Origin of the sequence: Dendronalium phyllosphericum CENA369, assembly GCF_016056275.1 — a bacterium.
GTDB classification, from domain to species: Bacteria; Cyanobacteriota; Cyanobacteriia; order Cyanobacteriales; family Nostocaceae; genus Dendronalium; species Dendronalium phyllosphericum.
This window is the reverse complement of record NZ_JAECZA010000231.1, coordinates 1,859-23,233: the sequence shown is the minus strand read 5'-3', so window position 1 is coordinate 23,233 and position 21,375 is coordinate 1,859. Positions and strand designations below refer to the sequence as shown.

The following is a 21,375-nucleotide window of genomic DNA, read 5'->3' as shown; positions in this document are numbered from 1 at the left end:
CAAAATTGGTGTTTTGTTTGTTATGTTGGCTTGATATTATCTGTAGCTTTTAAAAGCTGCATAGGAACAAAATATAAAATTATTTGTTAAATTTCAAACCGAGATTGTACTTAATTTCTGACATCAACGATAAAGTTTAATCATCAAGAGTTTTTTAGAGCTTAAAGACTTTATCGTTCGGTGAATTTACGGTAATCATTAAATGTAATTTATATAATTTTTGAAATAACTATTCTCTTCTAGCCCAAAAAATACCTAATTTCAGGAATTGCAAAGAAAATAAGATGCGGATTGCAAAACTTAATCCTAAGCATAGGATACGTAGGAAGAAGCAAAATCAGATAGGTAATCTTGCATAGTGAACTAAGCAAGTACATATGTGTGTAAAATATTAGCCTTTTTAAATATAGATTTGTATTTTGTTTCTGGGAGCGAGTAACAATTCGCGGTGTCAACCAAAAAAAAAGGGCTAGATGCCCTTTTTTATCATTCAGTCGCTATTTTATTTCCCCCAAAACAGCTACCTTGTACGCATTGGTATAACTAGTCGGATTTGCAGAAAGTTATTTTATGAAACTTTTGATTCTCATCGGACAATTCTCAATTATTTAAAATTTTTGATAATTGTTTGAGAATCACGAAACCTGACCTAGTGAGGGTTAAACCAGATCCAAAAAGGATTTTAGAAGTTGTGTATACACGGTAGCTACAAAAGGGGGACAAAACTATTAACTCTTGCGATGAAGCCTTATGAGTACAGCATTTAAATCCTGACTGCTAGCAAGTGGCTGCACTCAAGAGAATTTAGGCACGATTTGGTTCAACCCGTGCGTAAAATAAACCCCGAATCTTGACTTCTTTGGGTTCGCCAGCACCCAAATCGGTGTCAGATGGCTGCTCGCTCTCGAAAGTGCCAGCTATTTCACCACTAGCGCTATCTATTTTGGCTACTTGTAGAGAAATCTTGCCATTCAGAATTTCAGCACGTTTGACATTAGCACGGGCAAGTTCTTCATCATCTGCTTGAGCAGGCAAAGCTACAGCATTATCGTAACCAGTAACGACACCGCGACCTTTGGGATCTAAGAAGGCAGCACCACGATAGGAAGGAACTTTGAAAGAGCCTTCAAAATCTGTGGAGGTGTTGATACTAGTCGAACCGGGTTGAGTTTGAGCAACCAAGTTTTTAATGGTGAACAGGAAAGGTACTCGCTCACCACCAGGAAGTTGCACGGTGATAGCTTGGAAGTCAAGACCATCTGTTTCCACAAAGGTCAAGCTATTATCTGAGTTAATTTTTAGGTCACCTTGAACCTGGTCAATAGTAGAGGTATACCTAGTTAACAATTTGCCAGCTACAAATTCTGCTGTTTGCCGTTTATTAGCAGGTTCTTCTTTCACAAAGAAATTGGTTGGTTCCAAGCAGAGTTCTTTGATGATGTAGGACTGGCTAGAGTCAAGGGGAATAGAACCACGCCTTGTCTCTGCTAGTTGGGGGCATTTGTTAGCCAAGCCAGTACCTCTAATTTGTTCGTAAGTGAGTACATCCCTACTGCTAGTAGAAGGGCCATCACTACAAGCAGTCAGTAACCCCAGGCACAAAGCCAAGAATGCAACAATTAAAGCGCGATACCTCATGGTCAACCTCAATGTCAAAAATTAATATCTAAGTTGTAAAACTGCACCGTAGGGTTTCGGTACGTAAATTAAGTACGTTCTAATACAGAGCCACAAAAGTGCGTGCTTTGAGGAACGCAAAGATTTATTACTTCGCGCTTTGCGAATGCTTAGGGCATTTACAGCATCCCTCCAGTCGTTCTGTATTATGTATGTGTTGCCACTACATACAACCCATTGCTTTATGGGGAAATCAGCCAGATCATACGATTTTTTTTAACTCAAAATCAAAGCACTCTAGCTTTAAATAATAAGTCGCGATCGCATCTAGCTCACGTGGAGGCTTCCTTGAACGTCACTGCGCGCTTTTTGAGGTGATAGCTACTGTTGGAATTCAGATTCAAAATCAGGAGGGTAAGTGGCAAAAAACCTACCTTCAGAAGCTTCTAGAAGTCTAATCTCCCTAAGCCTGAGATTATGTTGCTAAAGCTGTGACAGCCAATGAAAACCAGCAATGTTGAGTAAATTTAAGTAGTGCTAATTTCCATAGAGAGGGTAGTGTGAGCAAGAATCAAAGTTTTGAATTAGAGAAGTTAACCGAACAACTGCAAACGATCGCCACTGCGGTACATGATGCTGCAAAAATTTGTCAAGGCGATGCCATCGCTCTTTTGAACTTGCTTAGGCAGTTAGAGCAGTTACACCGAGAGATTCGAGATGGTGCTTTTCAAGAGAGTTTGCCCGATAATCGTCAGCAGCTCTACGCGCTACTGAAAGACATTGAGTCTGAGGGTGGCTGGCCTTATATCGAGCGGATGAGGTTGCAAGCTTTTTTTGCAAATTTGCCACAAGCAACTGGCGAGGAGGAAAGCGAATCAAAAAACAGCGATGATGTGCTGGATAGCGATACTCCAGTAGCCAGTCAGCTGGAAACAAGTTTGGAGTTGTAAATTGAGAAATCTTTACACTTTATAACTTCTAGCTTCTACATTTAGCGCTTGCGGTTGATATCAGCACAAAGCAAGCGATCGCGTGCTTCAACATTGTGGTTGTGCTTGAGGTAATCACCTACCCAGTTGCAACCACGCACGAGCAGGTCGTCAAGATGTAAATTCCACAAAATTATCGTGTTATCGTCACTAGCCGATGCCAGTGTTTGTCCATCAGGGCTAAAACTGACACTTAAAACTGGGGCGTGATGCCCGTTGAGGGTTTTAATTAATTTGCCCTCACGGCTCCAGAGTTTAACTGTACTGTCCCAACTGGCGGCGGCAAGCAATTTACCATTGGGACTGAAAGTAACGGCATTAACGCTATCGCTATATCCCTTTAACAAGGTTTTTAAGAGCGTACCGTCTCGCCGCCACAATCTAACTGTGTTGTCCCAACTAGCAGAAGCTAACAACTGGTCAGTGGGACTGAAACTGACACCTAAGACCCAACTCTCATGGGGCGAAAAAGTTTTGAGTAAAGTACCATCGCGCCGCCAAAGTTTCACTGTTTGGTCATCACTGGCAGAAGCGATAACTTGACCGTCGGGACTAAAATTGACGCTATTCACCCAACCTTGATGCCCGACCAAGGTTTTGAGTAAGATACCCTGGCGGTTCCAAAGTTTCACGGTCTTATCCTTACTTGCTGATGCCAATAACTGTCCATCAGGGCTAAAGCTAACACTCATGACGCTATCGCTATGCCCTAGGAGAGTCTTGAGCAAAGTACCATCGCGCCGCCAAAGTTTCACGGTTTTGTCATAACTTCCTGATGCGAGGATTTTACCTTTGGGATCGAAGCTGACACTGGGAACTCTTTCACTATGTCCCACCAGAGTTTTGTAGAGTCGAGTTTGGACTTCGCCACTACTAACATATCGCTGCCAGAGTTTCACGGTGCGATCGCGACTGCTAGAAGCCAGCATATAACCATCAGGACTCCAAGCCACGCTCAATACTCGATCCTGATGACCCCGAAGAATTGGTAGTGTGGGAGCATCCAAACTCCATAGTTTTACACTTTTGTCATAACTTCCTGATGCCAGCAGTTTGTTATTTGGACTAAAAGCCACGCTGGCAACAGCATCGCTATGCCCTCTAAAGGTTTTAAGTAATGTGCCATTGATGGTCCAGAGGTTGATGGTGTTGTCATCACTTCCGGAAGCTAACTTTTGACCGTCAGAACTGAAACTGAGGCTCCAAACTGTACTAGTGTGCTGCTGTAAAGTTTTGTAGGCACGAAAAGCCCAGCTATCTCGACTTATTCCTTCTCGCCGCCAAAGTTTTATTGTTTTATCTCGACCTGCTGACGCTAGCAATTTCCCATCAGGGCTAAAAATAACAACAGTTACACCCTGCTGATGCCCGTACAAAGTATGGACTAAAGTGCCATCTCGCCGCCAGATTTTCACTGTTTTGTCGTCACTTGCTGAGGCAATGAATTGACCATCTGGACTGAAGCTTACCCAGTTAACCCACCCTTGATGTCCTTTGAGAGTTGTGACTAAGCTACCGTCCCTGCGCCAGAGCTTAATTGTTTTATCTTTGTTGCCAGTAGCCAACAACTCCCCATCAGGACTAAAACTCACGCTATAAACCCTATCTCCATTTCCTGCTATGGTTTGAGATGGTTGAGAGTTGAATTCTCCTGTAATTAAGTTTTTCTGCCAGATTTTTACGGTTTTGTCGAGACTTGCCGAAGCTAAACTCTGACCGTCAGGGCTGAAACTGACGCTGCTAATAGCAGCAGTGTGACCTTTGAGGGTTTGGAGTAAAGTGCCATCAGGATGCCACAACTTTACAGTCCGATCCCTACTACCTGATGCTAATAACTGACCATCAGGACTGAAAGTAACACCCCAAACAATATCCGTATGTCCCTCTAAGCGGTTTAATTCTGTAACGCCATACACTGCTTGTTGCAGTGCCGTCACGACTCGCATTCGAGTTTCTGGCTGGACTGCATCTGCCTGCTTGAGTTTCCTCCAAGCGCGCAACCCTTCTAATAAAGCATCAAATTCTTTATTAGAGGCAAACAGAGCTTCACTAGATGCGGCGATGGTACTTATTTTCAAGTTGGTTTCGCTGCGTTCGGCTCTGATAGTTTGGTGAATTGCTGCTCTTTTTTGCAAATCGGCTTGCCACCATAATGCAGCGATTGTTCCTCCCATCATTGCCAGCAATATGCCTGCTATTCGAGCTTCTCGCAGTCGGCGTTGTAAAACACAAGTCAGTTGCTCTTGAGAAAGTTTTTGAGCGACTTCAGCTTTGTTTTTTTCAAATCGGACTTTTTCTAGTTCAGCAAATAAGCCATAGTTATTTTTTTGGCGAATTGGTTCTACTAAATAATCATGAACTAACTGGTAGCGATCGCCAAATTCTTCTCGTAGCCTTAATACTAATCCCGAACCTACTAAAATCTCTAAAATTAACTCCCATACCGATTCCAATTTAGCTGCATTATCAATATTTTGCCTTAATGCCTCTGCCAAATCAATTTTTGTTTTTAACGGTCGCGTTCCCTTTTCATCAGTTAACTCAAATAATAATTTCCAACTTAAATCTTCATTTTCTTGACCGCAATCTTTTATCACTTCTTCCAACCAGCGTTCCACTAGTTTTTTCGAGCCCCCACAAAGCTTATACTGTTGAAGTGTGGTAATACTTTCTGATTGGAGTTGCGCGCCTACTATTTGTAATTCAATGGGATGTACTTCTCCGATTTCTCCTGCCAAATCCTGCACTAATTTATGAATTAATTCTTCACTTATTTCATAATGCGAACGTTGGGTAAAGCTGTGGATAATTCCGATTGTATCCTCAATTGAAAAATATCCAAAATAGTAGCGAATATCCTTATCAAGGATGTTTTTATTAATGACACCTAAATCATATAACCCATCACTTTTCTCTTTACTTAAACGTTCAAACTCTAACAAATAATGCAAATAATCTTCTCGCAAACAGAGAATAATTTTCACATATGGAATATTTAAACATTCGCTAAAGAATTTATAAAACTTTGTTCTTTGAGAAAGATTACTAATAAAAAAAAATTCTTCAAATTGGTCAAAAATAAGAACAATTGTATGCTTTCGCTCGGCAGCTAACCGAAGTTTTTCAATAATTATATTGGGTGTAAATTCTATGGCAATTGCTATTTCTGTCTGGGCTAATGCTTGGTTGACACTATGTCCTAAAGATGTAATCCAGTCGGTATATCCCGATAAAACAATGGGCAAAGGAATACGTTCGCCGATTGTCTTTCCCTTCAAAGCTGGTACTAAACCAGCCTTGAGAATTGAACTTTTGCCTACACCTGATGGCCCATGTATGACTGTGAGTTTGTAGTCAGCACGGGTTATTCTTTCAATTAAACGATTGACATCTTGTTGTCTTCCAGAAGCAGCTATTTCCTGAGCAATTTCCTCAGGCATAAATGGTATTTTTTGCTGTTCTAAAGCTGGATTAATTCTATAACGTTGCGGCTGTAATTGACTGGCACCAATGAAAGCACGAAACCCATACTGATGTTCTATTTGAATTTTTTCTTGCTTGAGACTAAAGGCTTCTGTATAATCATGACGCTCAAAAAAGTAGAGCGATCGCAATTCTTCTAAAATCTCTAAATAAAGTGATGGCTCGTATTGTAGTTCGCAAACTACCCTAGCCCATTCCAGATTAGCAATCGCTTCTTCAGATTTACCTAAATGCCTTTGCGTGCGTGCTAGCAACAAAAGATACCAGCTTTCTTGCTGCCGCGAAACATCTGTTGTCCCTGCGATCGCAAGTGCTGTATTTGCTAACTCATGAGCTAATATCCAATTAGATTCAGAAGCAGCTACAGATGCTAAAAAACCATAATCTTGAGCAATTTGCCTTACTTCACCATAGGTTTTATGTAAATGCAAAGATTTTTGCGCTAATTTTTTTAGCTCTTCCCACCTTTGTAAGCGCTGTAGCATTTCACAAGCAGGCAAAATAAATGTCGCAACTAAATCTTGCCGTTGGGCTGATTGCAATATATCAAGACATTGTTTAAACCATAACAAAGCATGTTGCCAATAGCTACTATTAGCTCCTTGGTGTAAGTCTGCCATCCGGCGATAACACAATCCCAAGTGAAATAATACTATTGCTTGCCAAATTTGATAAGGACAATTACGTTTGACATTTCCTATTTCCTGAACTAATTCTCTCTCTCTTTTTGCTTCTTGCTGCCACAAAGCCAAGCTTCTTTGATAATGAGCTAAAGCACCATTAATGTTATCATTGGCATATTTATCCCTCCCCAATACAAATTCTAAACTAGCTTCTAGCCCCGGACATAATTGGACGCTATAAAGGCGCAGCAAATCATTTCGCGCCGACTCAATTTCATAGCGATGTTGGCATTTGGGAGCTAAATCAAGAGCAGCATTAGATAAAAACCTTTCAGCACCTGCATCTAAAACTTTGGCAAAAAGAGATTCTGTTTCATGCCGAATTAAAGCAATTAAATCTTCTTTTGTCATTTCAAATTTGATAGTAGTTGCAGCCCAGCTTTTAAAATCGGGTGCTAATCTGGCAATTAATGATGCTACTTCATCTCTCAGCCATAATACTAGTGGAAAAGGAAAAGTTGCTGCATATATATCTCTTGCTTGGTTGATATTACTAAGTAAGTCTTCTAGAGATGTTACAGACTCTAGACCAAAAACCATTACAGCTGATGGGAAATCTGTAACCACAGAACTATCTAGAAATACTTGAGAAGCTATTGTAGTGTGTAAAGTGGTAGTTGATGGTTGAAGTAATATTTCTGTGAAATTAATATCTTTACTAAAAGAATGGAGATTACTCAACATCTGTTCGCGTAATTGCCCATAGTTGCACCGGACTAAAATCAGCGCAAATTGACCTTTGGAGAGCTTGATTGCCCGAACTAGTCTTTGCAGAGAATGTTTATTATTGTTGGCGATCGCTGTTGTGAATTGCCAATTTGTCATAATTAAAAATCGGGCGATAAGGGAAAAATTAGTCAATAGTCATAAACTTTTAGACTATTGACTTTGAACTATTTACTACTTTTTATACTGCCAGGCGATGACTTTTTCTGTCTCTGCCAATGCTGGACTAATACCAAACCAACGTCCAAGAGGATCGCGGTATTCAAACAAATACATACTTCGCAATAACCTCTGGTAATCAGACTCACCTTTGACGCTTTGCTGCTGCACTACTTCAAATAATAATTCCCACTGGCACTCGTCAATAGCTAATAGCAGGTCATCTCGGTAGTCTTTAATCACTGCTTCTAAGCAGTCTCTAGAAAAAGGTGGATCTTGTCGCTGGAGGCAGCTATAAAGTAAACCCAATAAGTTACGGATGTGTCCGCCACTGACGCGACATATGCGATCGAGAGTTTCTAAATGGTCAAATAATTCTGTAATTAATAACAGTCTTTCATTAGAAGGTACTTCGGGAAAAGCTCTTGCTAGTATTAGCTGGCACAATAGTGACATCCCTGGTTCGTAGTCAGCACCATCTCTTTGTCGCACTCGCACCATCGGTAATACTTTAGGAGCAATACCTCCTCCTAAGCGATTTTTGAGTGTTTCATACTCATTGGAGAAAATTAGTGCTAGAGGTATTGTGTAAACTACATGGCATTTGAGTCGGCGTAACTGCTCTCCTCGGTCAATGAAGAGATATTCTGGTTGTGTCCGTCCAGATGCAACAGGACGCATATCCACTCTATCTAGGTTATCTACGATCGCTACCAATCCTTTTTGACCCCGCAGTTTTAGCTGTTCGACAGCTTTTTCTAATACTTCTTCGTTAATCGCTTGCAAAATACTATTGGTACGGGGTTCTAAATATTGCCTGAGTTGATTGCGTAACTGCGCGCTATCTTTGGTTTTGGCTGTAATTTTGGCAATGCCTAAAGACAACTCTGCTTGTCCAGAAAGCTCAATTGGGGTTTGTAAAAAATCTCCAATTTCTCTAAACAGATTAATAAAGTAAGTAGGTTTGAGTTTGATGCCGATCGCTTCTAAACTAACACTGACTTGACGGGCTACACTCAGCAAAATATCACTGACATCGATATCCGCCATGTCCAAGTCTTGGCTGGACTCAAAATAAACAACATGAAATCCTGCTACTTCTAGTTCTGCTTTCAGACGCTGCAACTCTGTTGACTTACCACAACCAATATGACCCGTAAATAACTGGCAAGTTGGCTCATCTGGAGAAATACGAGTGATGGTACGTTGCAATTCTTCAACTATCTTGCAACCACGTACGTCAGCAAAATCTATGTAATACTGCCGATCGACCATATTACCCATATTTAGCGTGTAGCTAGGGTTACATGCTTTATAAAAGCGTGATAAATTCAGTGTATTTGTCATGTAGATGCTGTTTTTTGTACTTATTTATACCCAACATCTCTAGCCGATTGTGTAGGCACGTAATTAACTCGCAATTTGGATTTTGCGGGGATCGCTACTTTCAGCGCGATCGCTACAAGCAACTATCAGTACCATACTAGAGATTTAATTGTCCCTGATACGTACAGTATATCTGTCTTTTTTACATCTGCCGTTAGGCTTGTGACAATCTTTAAGCTTTTACTTGACTGGTTATAAACTTGTATGCATTAGTTACCGCAGTAGAAAAAGCTACTGGAAATTATAATTTTCAGATAGTTGCTGATGTGGCAGTATATATGTAATTTTTAGCTAAAGTTTTCAGGAACTTGTCAAGCAAGTACGCCACTCAAACTCTTGCTGGTTAAGTAAAATCAACTTTAAATATACTTAATATTTTGTAACTTTTCGACACATAATCAAATTCTTTCTGGATCTTCAATATTCATTGATGCAATATTTGCTACATATATACTTAAAAAAAGAGAGAAATAGTGACTTGAGTACAATTAACTATAGTTGTCCTTGTTGCATATTGACTTTCAGGCTATTATCCATTGGATACATAAACTAATATTTTTGTCAAGATATATTTTTTAGCCTTGTTGCCAGCTATCGTCTGCCGACTTTAAGGCAAAAAGACTACATTTGATTTAAACTAAACAACTGCAAACTTAGATAATAAAAATTGCTAGCGCTTAAATCCTAGTAAGGTTACTGTAAAGTGTTACTACTAAAAGTAAAAAAAAGTCTTGAGAGTAGCAGCTAACAGATACCAAGAGGCTTTACTGTAATTAATCAGTGCTTTTAGCCCACTTAGCAAATAAGACTTACACCAGAAAGGGGTTTGAATGGCTGGCATCGTATCCGTTTCCCATGCAGATTTAGCCCAACGCCGTAAGAAATTGCGTCGGCAGCGACAGATGAAGATTATTCAAGCTATTTGGCGAACCTTTGCCATTAGTGGTTTAGCTAGTGGTTTGCTGTGGGTGGCAATCCAACCAATATGGGTACTAAATACTCCCAAACAAATAATGGTGAAATCAGGCGATCGAGTACTGCCAGAAGGATCGATTCAGTCATTTCTGAAGCTTTCCTATCCCCAGTCTTTGTGGCGAATTCAACCTTCTGCGATCGCTGATTCTTTGAAGCAACAACCCACTATTGCACAAGCAACAGTTCGTCGCCGCCTTTTTCCTCCTGGATTGATCGTCGAAATCCAGCAAAGAATTCCTGTGGCAATAGCTCAAAGTTCCAAAGTCAGAAATACTGATACTGCTAAAAAACAAGTATCTGTCGGTTTAGTAGATGCAAGTGGAATATGGATACCTTTAGAAAAATACAAATCAGTAAATCCAAACGTCAAATTGCCAAGTCTCAAAGTTATTGGGTTGCCAGAACAATATCGCCAATACTGGAGTCAGCTTTATCCAACGTTAAGCCAAAGTCCTGTGAAAGTGACAGAAATTGATTGGCAAGACCCAACTAATTTAATTTTGAAAACAGAACTAGGGAATGTGTCTCTTGGTGCACCAAGTCCCCAATTACCAGAACAAATTAAAGTACTCGCCCAAATGCGTCAATTACCTGCAAAAATTAATCCTAACCAAATAGAGTATATCGATCTGAAAAATCCGGAATCTCCATTAGTACATGTGAACCAAAAAAATCAGAAAATCAACTCCCAAACTCCATAGATATATGTAGCATATGTAATCTACAAAACGCTCCTATATAATTAAGAAGTTTTATGCCGATAGATTAATATTTATATTTGTTATATTCAATTTTCCAGTAACTCTAAAAAATCGGCGATAACTTTTAAATTAATTAAAACGGAGGAGCAATAATCATCAAAACTCCTTTGAGATAAAAAAAGTATAATTGTTACCCTAAATGTAGTGCAGGGGTGCAATATATCAGGCAATCTAATGCATTATACCTATCCAAGGTAAGACTAAACCGAGCTTTTCAAAGATATATAACTTGAGGAGACTGGTATAGACACCTGAAGGATTTTTTCCAGCAAAATGGATGATTTATGCAACAATCGCCTAATAGTTGATAATACTGCTGTGAAAGCTAGAAAACGGTGGCAAGCAAAATCGATGGTATTTTTTGTATTCAAGAGTCTGACGAATCTAGTCATTTAACAGCCTGGTTATTATGGGCTTCTTGTCAGGTAGATGGTTTTCCCCAGCATCCATTTTGCTCCCCAGACCCTTCTCAACACGGTATCCGCAACTTCTTAAGAGTTTTAATAAATTTGCTTTTAATTCTGTAACCGTTGCTTTTAAGCAGTTATCTCACACTTACAAAATATTTTTAGCACTCTTAGTTTGCTAATTGCACTAGTAAAGGTTTTCATCCAGTCGAATGCTACTATCGAGTGTCATTTAGGCACATAAAACAGCAAATTAATTATAGTGTTGTATAACTGATTAAGCATAGTGTTCCTGACCTCAAACTTTAACTACAAGTAAGTAAAAGACAAATTTTGTGTTTTAAGTTGCAATCATCTCCAATGCTTAAACCTATCATTAGCTATATAACTAAGGCATACAAGATAAACAGGGGCACGCCTCTACAAATTGTTTCATTTGCTCTTAATTTTGAACGTGATGATATTTATGCTGTTATTAAATGTATATTTGATTGCGGAGAACCAGCCGATATTGTCAAGACTCAGAGAGTAAAAAACTTTTATCGTCAGTATTTGACTTTCAATATAGATAACAAAATATACAATTTATATAAAATGGATGCGGTTATTCAGGAAAAAGAAACCAACACTGATATTTGTAAAATTAATGACCAATCTAAATCCTTGAGTAGGATAGCAGGAGGAAAAATTTTATACCAAAGGTATATTTTGACAACTTGGGAAGAGATTTGTGAAAAAATTAAGATTTCGATGAAGTTATACAGTTCAATTTTAGATAAATGTAGGTATACTTCTCTAAAATTAGCTGTACAAACGGCTGCGAGAATGGCTTATCCTATAGCCAACTTTCGCACTTGCAACCTTGTTAAGGTTGGAAGTAGTGATAACAATAAATAACACTGCCATAGATTTTGGCAGTGTCAAACTATAGTTGACTCTTAGGTGAAAAACACCTGAAAAAGTCGTTTATCTACCTTTCTGAATGCAATGACACTTGATAATAACCAAGAGCTGACCTATAAAAACTCCCAATCTATGGGGCAATCAGGATTCTCACTGGCAGTTAACTCGACCAATCCTTTTAATCACTCTGGGTTGAACTTCGGGCAAAACCATGACAGTAAGAAGATTACTACAGAAAATAGCCGCATTGGTGAGATTGTTCCTGGTAGGGTTGCCAACATCAAAGTGATTGGTGTTGGTGGTGGTGGAGGAAATGCGGTTAACCGCATGATTGAGTCTGATGTCGCTGGAGTGGAGTTTTGGTCAATTAATACTGATGCCCAAGCTCTGACCCTAGCAGGAGCTCCCAGTCGGTTGCAAATTGGGCAGAAGCTAACACGCGGTTTAGGAGCAGGTGGAAATCCTGCTATTGGTCAAAAGGCAGCTGAGGAATCAAGAGACGAAATTGCCACAGCATTAGAAGGTGCTGACCTCGTATTTATCACCGCTGGTATGGGAGGTGGAACTGGAACTGGTGCAGCCCCAATTGTTGCAGAGGTCGCAAAAGAAATGGGTGCTCTGACTGTTGGGGTAGTCACTCGTCCATTTGTTTTTGAAGGTCGTCGCCGCACCAGTCAAGCAGAACAAGGTATTGAAGGGTTAAAAAGTAGGGTAGATACGCTGATCATCATCCCTAACAACAAACTGCTGGAAGTGATCCCAGAACAAACACCCGTACAGGAAGCTTTTCGCTATGCTGATGATGTCCTGCGTCAAGGGGTACAAGGGATTTCGGATATTATCACGATTCCAGGCTTAGTAAATGTGGACTTTGCCGATGTCCGAGCTGTAATGGCAGATGCAGGGTCAGCACTGATGGGGATAGGTGTAAGTTCAGGAAAATCAAGAGCCAGAGAAGCTGCGATCGCAGCTATTTCCTCACCGTTATTAGAATCTTCTATTGAAGGAGCTAGAGGAGTTGTCTTTAACATTACTGGTGGTAGCGATCTCACTCTACATGAAGTAAATGCTGCCGCAGAAGCAATATATGAAGTGGTCGATCCCAACGCCAATATTATTTTTGGGGCAGTGATTGATGATAGGCTACAAGGTGAGGTCAGAATTACTGTAATTGCTACTGGCTTTACAGGCGAAATTCAATCGGCACCGCAACAAAATGCCACTACCCCCAGAGTAGTGAGTTCTGCAAAGCGACCAACGCCACAACCACCTACAGCTACTCCCCCTACTCCCCCAACACCAATTGCAGAACCCAAAGAAAAATCTGGATTGGATATTCCTGATTTTCTTCGCAATCGCCATAAACCAAGGAATTAATTGATTCTGGATTTGAAATTTTAGATGAAATTTGCAGTCTTAGTTCTAGCTGAGTGCTGTATAGAATCTCCTATTTCTGGGTTTTCACCAGAGACAAGTTAGGTACTTTTGTTGCAATCTCAGATGCAGCTAATTTATGACTAAACTTGTCAATGCTATCTACATATCAAATCAACCAGGGCAGGAGCCTACCGACTCAGATGCCTATATATTATGTTTGAAATAAAAAAGTCAAGGTGAAGGGTTTTAACTAAACCTCCGCACGGTGAGGCATTGCTGCGGGAGGGTTTCACTACCCAGGCGACTAGCGTACTCCAAAGGGGAACTCGTTCGCCATCAGGCGTTACCGTAGGGTAGAGTACGTGAGGGGCGCTGGCTCTGCAAGGCAGTCCCGATGAAAAAATTTTCATCGCCATGCATGAAAATGGGGCTGGGGACTAGAGACTAGTATTTTTACCCCCTTCGGGGCGGGAGTAGGGAGTAGGGAGTAGGGAGTGGGGGAAGAAATTAGCCCCGAAAAAGGTTTAAAGCCTCGCCCGCAAGTGGCGCGATAAAATCCTTGTATCGCAAGGTAGGTTGAAACCCCGCCCCTTGTGGGCGGCTTAGTTTCCCTACTCCCCACTCCCTACTCCCTACTCCCTTTCATTGCCTCATCAGTCACCTAGGTCGTGAAACCCTCCCACAGTGCTGGACTCACCACAAGTAGCTGGCTAGACTTTAAAGAACTGGCGTGAAACCCCAAAAGCAGACTGCCTCACCGCCAATACAGCAAGTGCTTCACTGTAGTGGCTCCAGTTTCGGTAGATTGCGTTAGCGACGTACTCCTAGATTGAAACAAGCTACGCGTAGCGTCTTTGTCAACTAAACTGTGTTGGACTATGAGATGGTTACGATAGATTGGTTTGCACAGTCTGCTCAACCCATTGAATAACCTGATGACCAAGGCGAGTACCATCTAATCGGTCGATTTCACGAACTCCAGTCGGACTGGTGACATTAACTTCAGTAAGGTAGCCACCGATCGCATCAATGCCAACAAAAATTAAGCCATCTTTGCGTAATTGTTCAGCTACTTGGTCGCAAATTTCACGCTCTCTATCAGTAATGTTGGTTTGAGCGACTGTACCACCTGTTGCCATATTGTTACGAAAATCAGTACCACTAGAAAGACGATTGAGAGCACCTATCGGCTCGCCATTGAGTAGAATAATCCGCTTATCTCCCTCTTTTGCCTCTGGTAAATAGGTTTGTACCATAACTGGTATTCGACCTTGAAGAGTACTGAGTTCGACTATGGAGTTGAAGTTGCGATCGCCTGATTGTAAAAATAAGATTCCTTCCCCAGCTTTATTACCCAGTGGTTTGAGAACTGCTGCTTCTTTTGCCTCAACAAATTGCCGAATAAAATGCTTATCGGCACTGACAATTGTTTCTGGAATTGCTTTGGTAAACTGAAGGGCATACATTTTTTCGTTTGCTTTGCGGATGCCATTGGGACTGTTTACCACTAGGGTTTTGCGTTGGTCAATGTAATCTAGAATGTAAGTAGCATAAAGGTAAGAATCATTAACTGGTGGATCTGTCCGCATGAATACGGCATCCATTGTTTCTAGGGAAGTTAAAAAGCGATCGCTCAACTTATACCAAGAATTTGCTGCTACCCAGCGTCCCTCTACCAACTGCACTGGTACAAGTTCTACTTGCTGTAGGACAGCCCAAGCTTTGCTATCTACTACACTCAGCAGGTTTGCCTGAGTTACCCAAATTTCATGTCCCAAACTTTGTGCGGCTTCCATGAGAGCAACGCTAGTATCATGACATGGGTCAAGCTGATGGATGGGATCGATAATAAAAGCCAATTTCACGCTGTTTGCCTCAATCACCAGGAAGTTTAATGGTTATTCAATTTAAATTATCCTCTGATGATTCAGCCAATTTGCGTAGACGCATAGCATCTTGTCACCAGACATCGTTGCTGTGGAAAATAAGCTGTAATTTGAATACTGTCTCAACCTACACGCTCTAGCTGGCAGTTAGTAGTTCATCCAGCTTGCCTTGACTTTCGAGAGCGTGGATGTCATCACAGCCTCCAACATGGCGATCGTTGATAAAAATTTGTGGTAAGGAACGTCTTCCATTCGCCCTCTGAGCCATTTTAGCTCGTGCTGCTTCATCTCCATCAATGCTGTATTCTGTAAATTCAACTCCCTTGTTTGTCAGCAAATTTTTGGCACGGATGCAAAATGGGCAAGTCCTCCAAGTGTAAATTTCTACTTTGGCAGTCATAACGTCCTCAAATTTGTTTCATACTTCTTAATTTTAGAACTTTGCCACCTAATCTAGTGGCTTTCTTGTGTTTTGCAGCCAAATTGATACTCACACAAAAAATTGGGTTAGACGTGTTTATACACATTCTGAACCCAATTGAACGAGTCTGATAACTCAACAGTATTGTTTAAGTTTATAAATTATTCTGTTTGTTTTTCCTCTTAATTCTGAGAGCACCTACCGCAAATAAGTCTAAAGCTGCGATCGTTCCAGGCTCAGGTACTTTCCGCACTACAGGTGTTGGTGCAGGAGCAGGCGCGGGCACAGGAGCAGGTGCTGGTGCAGGCACGATGCTCCCAAGCATTAGTAGCTCCACCTGATGTTGAGTTAGTTCCTATTCCTGCAAAAGTGATAGATGCTGCATTTGCTTGAGACATTTGCCCAGCCATAACTACAGCTAATGATGATAAACCACAGATTATATAACCTATTAGTTTTTGTGAATGCATTTGAGCCACTTCTTTAAAATTCCTTTATTTATAAAAAATAAGTGAGGCGATCGCCTCACTTGAAAATAATTGCACAGCTACCCTAAGATGCTTCTCTGCGTACCCAGCCATTGATAGTAAAGCGGCTATCTGCAAAAGCTTTAGATGGACACTTCACAGGTAGAACTTCGTGCATATAGCGGCTAAAGAAAAATACAATGCTGTTATTGCGCGGTTCGATAGTTTTGAAAGATTCTGCTTTTACATAAAAATTATTTTCAACTTTACTATCGTAGATTAATAACTCTCCTCCCGAAAATTGTTTGGGTTCTCGATTGAAGTAATAAACATATGTAAGTTCTCTGGTAGCGGTGTCTGGGCTACCATTATCGTTATGAATTTTGTAATAGTTTCCATCATTATGTGATGTTAGTTGGCTTTCAATTTGAGATATAGTAAATGATGACATTCCCAATTTGATCATAACGTCAGGCATGATTTTCTGGATTTTATTAACAATTAGTTCAGCAAAATCAGGAAAAGAATAAAGAACCATTGAGCGACGATAATTTTCATCTTTTGTAGAAGTACTAGTAGATACAAAATTTGACTTATTAGCTAATACATATTTGATGAGCCGTTCATGCTCTTTGGTTGAGAAAAAATTATCTATTTGGATATGATTAGAATTCAAAAAATCATTGGATACAGGTTGTATATTGTCAGTTTGCTGTATCCAAAGAGGTGGCTCAATTACTAAAGCAACAAGATTTTCACTAGGAAAACATAAGGCAGAATGTCCCTCATTGATGGGAATTTGAAATAAACAGCGATCGGCTGATTCTTGTTTGTAAGCACGAGCCACAATAGTTGTTAATAGAGTATGCAGTGTAGGGTCATCTGAATTAAAATAAACTGTATACTGATGTCCACCAGCTAAAAGAAGCTGAACTTTGACTTTTTGAGATTCTAATTGTTGCGAATTTGCTGACATAAATAATTAGTGGCTAGGATAGCGATCGCAGGGACAGTTGGCAAAAATAAAAGTAAAAAGGTAATGCAAGCTTCCTCAGAGATGCAAAAAACACTTGAGAGCAAAGAAATTTTAGGAGGAGCCTTTGCGTAGAAGTTGGAGTTGCTTTTTATATCAAGCACAAAAATCAAAATACCCAGTAGCTGTTGGTTCTAGCACGTTTTCGAGCGCACTGTCATTCAGGAAATTCCACAGTTATTGCTAGAGTTTGCATATATAACTGGGGACTGGGGACTAGTGACTGGGGACTGGGTGAAAAGTCTTTTTGTGCCTAGGTTTGATCGTCTGTTGATGTCCTAACACTAGTGACGAAGGCTATATATAGTAAAAATATAAAAAATTAAAGCCGTAGTTATATTAACCACGGCTGTGTTCATCAGATATTCAAAATTTATTTTCGGTATTTACTGGGAGTCAACAGCATATTGAATTAACTGGCCAAGGCGCTGGCGTAGGGTTTCTAACCCCAAGCGATGGCTTGCGGAAATGAATACCGCCAAGGGAAACTCTTCTTGAGCTAGAGCTAAAGTTTCACTATTGACTCGATCGATTTTGTTAAAGGCAACTAGCGCCGGGCCAGGAGTTACTGGCATTGCCGCAAGAATTTCTCTGACTGAGCGAATATGACTCAACCAAGCAGGATGAGACAAATCTACTAAATGCAGTAGGGCATCGGCTTCTGTGACTTCCTCCAAGGTGGCGCGGAAGGCATCCATTAACGATGCAGGTAGTTCGTGGATGAACCCTACTGTATCTGTAACTAGAATCTCATGGGATTCACCAGTCTCAGTATGGGGAATCACCAAGCGGCGCGTGGTTGGGTCAAGGGTGGCAAACAATTGGTCGGCTGTATAAACCTCAGCATTAGTGAGGGCATTGAGCAAAGTTGATTTGCCAGCGTTAGTATAACCAACCAAAGCCACTGAGGGAACTTCCCGATGTTGCCGTCGCTGCCTTAACCGCGAACGATGGGCTTGTAATTGGTCTACTTCTTGTTGCAGTCGAGAAATACGTCGCCCAATGGCACGGCGTTCTGTTTCTAGTTTGGTTTCACCAGGGCCGCGAGTACCAATACCACCCCCTAGCCGTGACATGGTTTGACCTCTACCAGTTAGTCGCGGCAGCATGTATTCTAACTGTGCCAGTTCTACTTGCAACTTACCAGCACGGGACTGAGCGCGTTGAGCAAAGATGTCTAAAATTACTTCTGTGCGGTCAACTACTCGAACACCAATTTGTGCTTCTAAGTTGCGGACTTGGGCGGGTGAGAGGTCGCGGTCAAAGACAACGAGATTGGCTCCCAAGGTTTGGGCTGTCAGAGCGATTTCTTGTACTTTGCCTTCACCGACTACGGTTTGAGGATGAATGCGCGATCGCTTTTGTTGTACTGTCTGTAATACATCTCCGCCAGCTGTATCAACTAACCGCGCCAATTCTGCCAAGGTATCTTGGAATTGTTGGGGAGTCAACTCATCGGTCACTACTCCCACAATTAGCACGCGATCGTGGTCGGCATCTACTTCCTGGGCGACGAATTCCCGGCGGAATTCCTCTTCCAGTCCTTCCACCAACTCGATAAAATCCTGCTGTGCTACTATATCCAAGCTCAGAGGCGGCGATACACTCCAACTTGGAGATTGAACTTGATTTTCCTCTATCTTGAATGCCGCAGGACTCGTCATTAAAGCACGAGACTCTTGGGGTGTCAGGTGAGCTAAATAAGCTTCTTTGACATATCCAGCAGCGCCTCCTCCCCGACGCGTAAATCCTGTGCCAGTAATATTTATCACTACCAGAGCGTCTAACCGTTGCAGCGCCATAGCAGTCAGTGCCGCATCGTTGGGCGGTTCTGATTTTAAGTGGGTGGCGATACAACGAATACCGCTAAGACGTTCTGCACCGTAACGGGGCAATTCTAGCGGTGGGATTTGTGTTTGACGCGGTGTGCCTACCCCTACACGAATCACTTGTCCGCGACGGTTGAGGTAGGCACATACAGGTTGATTGATTTCTGTACTAATGGCTGCCAGACGCTGGGAGAACTCAGGCGTGGTGATGCGATCGCCTGGTATGCGCTGGTGGTACAGCCGCTGTAGTTGTTTCAGCTGGCTGGACTTGAGACCTTGAAGATTTCCGAAGATAGTTTCTATAGGCGTTTATGACCAGTAAATGGCCCCCCGAATCCTTCTATTGTCTATTTTACAACAGCGTTTAGGGTGCAAGCTCTCTCCTGTGAGAGATGCTATCTAAAATTAGTACGCACAAATGCGAGAACAGTTAGAGTTTTTTGATTTGGGCGATCGCTTTTAGTTTAAGTTGCTTAAAATTGAGGTTTTATATATAAATCCCATACTTGTTTTAAACGCTTTGCATCTGATTCAGAAATTTGCCCTATTTTAGCCAGTAACAAAGACTGTTGTAGGCAATCCAATCGAGACAGACGCACGGTTGAAGCAACACGCAAGCCACTTGCAGCCCAATCATTCAAAGGTATATCAGTTTGTGTGCGTGGTTTGGCAGATGTAACTACTGCTACTACAACATCATCTGCATCTATCCACAGCACTAGTACGGGACGCTTTTTAAAACCGCTACTGCTGGTGAATGGAATATCTGCTACCCAAAACTCACCTGCTTGGATAATTGTCATAAAGCCCTTCGTCTTCTGGCGCGTAGCCGTTCAAAAAGCCATCATGGCTGCGAGTGCTTTCGAGTTCTTTCGCTTTTTGTTGGATAGTGATTACCCAGCGTCCTGTAGTAATATTTTCCAGTATTGATTCTGGAAGATTCAATTTCTCCCCTGGTTTTAGTTCAATTTCATAAGTCAGAGTAGTCAATTGATATTCCATAACTGTTAGTTTTGATTTTCATTATGTTTAGTGTAATTTAATTTATGGGCGATCGCTTTTAGTTGAAGTTGTGATTAGTGGGAGTAGGAAGGCGATCGCTATATTTGAATTGTATTTTTCTCAGAGTTACTCTTTTTCAGTCGTTATTTTCAAGAGCTTAATAAATATACAGCAGATTGCAACTTGGTAAGGTACAGATAATTGTAAGGGTGAACGTAACAGCATCCTTACCCGTGTACTTCATTTACCTGAAAAACGCTGTAAATAAAATTATTAAATCAGCGTATAATACGAATCATATTAAATAAGCCTATCCAAGCCTGAATTAATTTATTCCATCCGAATGTTTGTAGCATACTGACAATAACTTGTTCGTTTCGAGACTTTAACTCCTCTATCACAAAATTAGGGTTGATTTTAGCAGCTTTATTGATGCTGGCAAATGCTTCTTTGAGACGACCTAATTTTTTTAATGTAATGCCTCGATAATACCAAGCTTGGTATGAATCAGGTTGAATTTTCAGTACTTGCTCGAAGGATGTAATTGCTTCTTCGTAGCATTGTAGATAACCACATAGCACAACACCTTTAGAAATCCAAGCCTTATAGTAGTTTGGTTGAATTTTTAGTGCCTGCTCAAAGGAAGTAATTGCTTCTTCATAGCGTCCTAAATTTCTTAATGCAATGCCCCAGTTGTAACAAACCAGGTAGTCATCTGGTTTAAGTTTCAGTGCCTGCTCAAAGGAAGTAATTGCTTCTTCATAGCGTTGTAGGTGATCGCATAAAATAGCACCTCGGTTATTCCAAGCTTCTTGGTAACTTGGGTTAATTTTTAGTGCTTGATCGTCGGATGCGAGCGCTTCTTCATACCGTCCTAAATTTTTTAATGCAATACCTCGGTTACTCCAAGCATCGCAGTCATCTGGTTGAATTTTTATTGCTTGTTCAAAGGATATAATCGCTTCCTCATAGCATCCTAAATTCATTAGTGCAATGCCCCGATTGTGCCATACTGTGTGGTCATCTGGTTGCATTTTCAGTGCTTGGTCACAGGATGTAAGCGCTTCTTCATAGCATCCTAAATGAAAGAACACATCACCCTTGCTTTTCCAGCCCTTATAGTCATCTGGTTTAATTTTAATAACCTCATCGTAAGAGGTAAGCGCTTCTTCATAGCGTCCTAAATTGGTTAGTGCAATGCCCCGGTTGTACCAGGCCTTATAGTCATCTGGTTTAATTTTAATAACCTCATCGTAAGAGGTAAGCGCTTC

At 41.0% G+C, this 21,375-nt stretch carries 16 protein-coding genes; 5 read left to right on the top strand and 11 right to left on the bottom strand.

Annotation, left to right across the window (positions count from 1 at the left end):
• Nucleotides 1–804 precede the first annotated feature (804 nt).
• Nucleotides 805–1,638 (bottom strand): photosystem II manganese-stabilizing polypeptide, encoded by an 834-nt coding sequence (gene psbO, locus I8752_RS26155; protein WP_214435148.1) that lies wholly within the window; start codon nucleotides 1,636–1,638, stop codon nucleotides 805–807.
• 539 nt (nucleotides 1,639–2,177) lie between these two features.
• Here psbO and I8752_RS26150 point away from each other — a divergent pair.
• Nucleotides 2,178–2,567: a hypothetical protein gene (locus I8752_RS26150; RefSeq protein WP_214435147.1), complete on the top strand. Its 390-nt coding sequence runs from the start codon at nucleotides 2,178–2,180 to the stop codon at nucleotides 2,565–2,567.
• A 41-nt stretch (nucleotides 2,568–2,608) separates the two neighbouring features.
• On the opposite strand, the gene I8752_RS26145 is transcribed toward I8752_RS26150, so the two are convergent.
• Together I8752_RS26145 and I8752_RS26140 are read right to left on the bottom strand one after the other, a co-directional pair.
• Nucleotides 2,609–7,597, bottom strand: a complete 4,989-nt coding sequence (locus tag I8752_RS26145) for a WD40 domain-containing protein (RefSeq protein WP_214435146.1) — start codon at nucleotides 7,595–7,597, stop codon at nucleotides 2,609–2,611.
• Nucleotides 7,598–7,672: 75 nt separating this feature from the next.
• The gene (locus I8752_RS26140) at nucleotides 7,673–9,004 is read right to left on the bottom strand and encodes an ATP-binding protein (protein WP_214435145.1); all 1,332 of its coding nucleotides are present in this window, start codon (nucleotides 9,002–9,004) and stop codon (nucleotides 7,673–7,675) included.
• A gap of 869 nt (nucleotides 9,005–9,873) precedes the next feature.
• On the opposite strand from I8752_RS26140, the gene I8752_RS26135 reads away from it, so the two are divergent.
• From I8752_RS26135 to ftsZ, 4 genes are all read left to right on the top strand, one after another.
• Nucleotides 9,874–10,719: a cell division protein FtsQ/DivIB gene (locus I8752_RS26135; protein WP_214435144.1), complete on the top strand. Its 846-nt coding sequence runs from the start codon at nucleotides 9,874–9,876 to the stop codon at nucleotides 10,717–10,719.
• A 395-nt stretch (nucleotides 10,720–11,114) separates the two neighbouring features.
• Nucleotides 11,115–11,306: a hypothetical protein gene (locus I8752_RS26130; RefSeq protein ID WP_214435143.1), complete on the top strand. Its 192-nt coding sequence runs from the start codon at nucleotides 11,115–11,117 to the stop codon at nucleotides 11,304–11,306.
• A 240-nt stretch (nucleotides 11,307–11,546) separates the two neighbouring features.
• Nucleotides 11,547–12,083: a hypothetical protein gene (locus I8752_RS26125; RefSeq protein ID WP_214435204.1), complete on the top strand. Its 537-nt coding sequence runs from the start codon at nucleotides 11,547–11,549 to the stop codon at nucleotides 12,081–12,083.
• A 90-nt stretch (nucleotides 12,084–12,173) separates the two neighbouring features.
• The gene (gene ftsZ, locus I8752_RS26120) at nucleotides 12,174–13,466 is read left to right on the top strand and encodes a cell division protein FtsZ (protein ID WP_214435142.1); all 1,293 of its coding nucleotides are present in this window, start codon (nucleotides 12,174–12,176) and stop codon (nucleotides 13,464–13,466) included.
• Between the two features lie 887 nt (nucleotides 13,467–14,353).
• On the opposite strand, the gene gshB is transcribed toward ftsZ, so the two are convergent.
• The 8 genes from gshB to I8752_RS26080 all read right to left on the bottom strand — a co-directional run.
• The gene (gene gshB, locus I8752_RS26115) at nucleotides 14,354–15,331 is read right to left on the bottom strand and encodes a glutathione synthase (RefSeq protein ID WP_214435141.1); all 978 of its coding nucleotides are present in this window, start codon (nucleotides 15,329–15,331) and stop codon (nucleotides 14,354–14,356) included.
• A 157-nt stretch (nucleotides 15,332–15,488) separates the two neighbouring features.
• Entirely contained in the window at nucleotides 15,489–15,752 is a 264-nt protein-coding gene (gene grxC, locus I8752_RS26110) for a glutaredoxin 3 (protein ID WP_214435140.1), read from the bottom strand.
• A gap of 175 nt (nucleotides 15,753–15,927) precedes the next feature.
• Nucleotides 15,928–16,098 carry a PEP-CTERM sorting domain-containing protein gene (locus I8752_RS26105; RefSeq protein ID WP_214435139.1) on the bottom strand — a complete coding sequence of 57 codons (171 nt, stop codon included), beginning with the start codon at nucleotides 16,096–16,098 and terminating at the stop codon, nucleotides 15,928–15,930.
• 227 nt (nucleotides 16,099–16,325) lie between these two features.
• Nucleotides 16,326–17,216 carry a 2OG-Fe(II) oxygenase gene (locus tag I8752_RS26100; protein WP_214435138.1) on the bottom strand — a complete coding sequence of 297 codons (891 nt, stop codon included), beginning with the start codon at nucleotides 17,214–17,216 and terminating at the stop codon, nucleotides 16,326–16,328.
• Between the two features lie 443 nt (nucleotides 17,217–17,659).
• The gene (gene hflX / locus I8752_RS26095; RefSeq protein ID WP_214435201.1) at nucleotides 17,660–19,405 is read right to left on the bottom strand and encodes a GTPase HflX; all 1,746 of its coding nucleotides are present in this window, start codon (nucleotides 19,403–19,405) and stop codon (nucleotides 17,660–17,662) included.
• Between the two features lie 170 nt (nucleotides 19,406–19,575).
• On the bottom strand, nucleotides 19,576–19,905 hold the full coding sequence (locus tag I8752_RS26090; RefSeq protein WP_214435137.1) for a type II toxin-antitoxin system PemK/MazF family toxin: 330 nt from the start codon (nucleotides 19,903–19,905) through the stop codon (nucleotides 19,576–19,578).
• Entirely contained in the window at nucleotides 19,883–20,104 is a 222-nt protein-coding gene (locus I8752_RS26085) for a hypothetical protein (RefSeq protein WP_214435136.1), read from the bottom strand. Before I8752_RS26085 ends, I8752_RS26090 begins: the two co-directional genes overlap by 23 nt.
• A 278-nt stretch (nucleotides 20,105–20,382) precedes the next feature.
• Nucleotides 20,383–21,375 (bottom strand): tetratricopeptide repeat protein (locus tag I8752_RS26080; RefSeq protein WP_214435135.1); only part of this gene is annotated, 993 nt, incomplete at its 5' end.

Excerpts from the sequence above, each read along its gene's own strand:
- psbO (WP_214435148.1), bottom strand. The coding sequence starts at position 1,638 with ATGAGGTATCGCGCTTTAATTGTTGCATTCTTGGCTTTGTGCCTGGGG.
- I8752_RS26145 (WP_214435146.1), bottom strand. The coding sequence starts at position 7,597 with ATGACAAATTGGCAATTCACAACAGCGATCGCCAACAATAATAAACAT.
- I8752_RS26140 (WP_214435145.1), bottom strand. The coding sequence starts at position 9,004 with ATGACAAATACACTGAATTTATCACGCTTTTATAAAGCATGTAACCCT.
- I8752_RS26135 (WP_214435144.1), top strand. The coding sequence starts at position 9,874 with ATGGCTGGCATCGTATCCGTTTCCCATGCAGATTTAGCCCAACGCCGT.
- I8752_RS26125 (WP_214435204.1), top strand. The coding sequence starts at position 11,547 with ATGCTTAAACCTATCATTAGCTATATAACTAAGGCATACAAGATAAAC.
- ftsZ (WP_214435142.1), top strand. The coding sequence starts at position 12,174 with ATGACACTTGATAATAACCAAGAGCTGACCTATAAAAACTCCCAATCT.
- grxC (WP_214435140.1), bottom strand. The coding sequence starts at position 15,752 with ATGACTGCCAAAGTAGAAATTTACACTTGGAGGACTTGCCCATTTTGC.
- I8752_RS26105 (WP_214435139.1), bottom strand. The coding sequence starts at position 16,098 with ATGCTTGGGAGCATCGTGCCTGCACCAGCACCTGCTCCTGTGCCCGCG.
- I8752_RS26100 (WP_214435138.1), bottom strand. The coding sequence starts at position 17,216 with ATGTCAGCAAATTCGCAACAATTAGAATCTCAAAAAGTCAAAGTTCAG.
- I8752_RS26090 (WP_214435137.1), bottom strand. The coding sequence starts at position 19,905 with ATGACAATTATCCAAGCAGGTGAGTTTTGGGTAGCAGATATTCCATTC.
- I8752_RS26085 (WP_214435136.1), bottom strand. The coding sequence starts at position 20,104 with ATGGAATATCAATTGACTACTCTGACTTATGAAATTGAACTAAAACCA.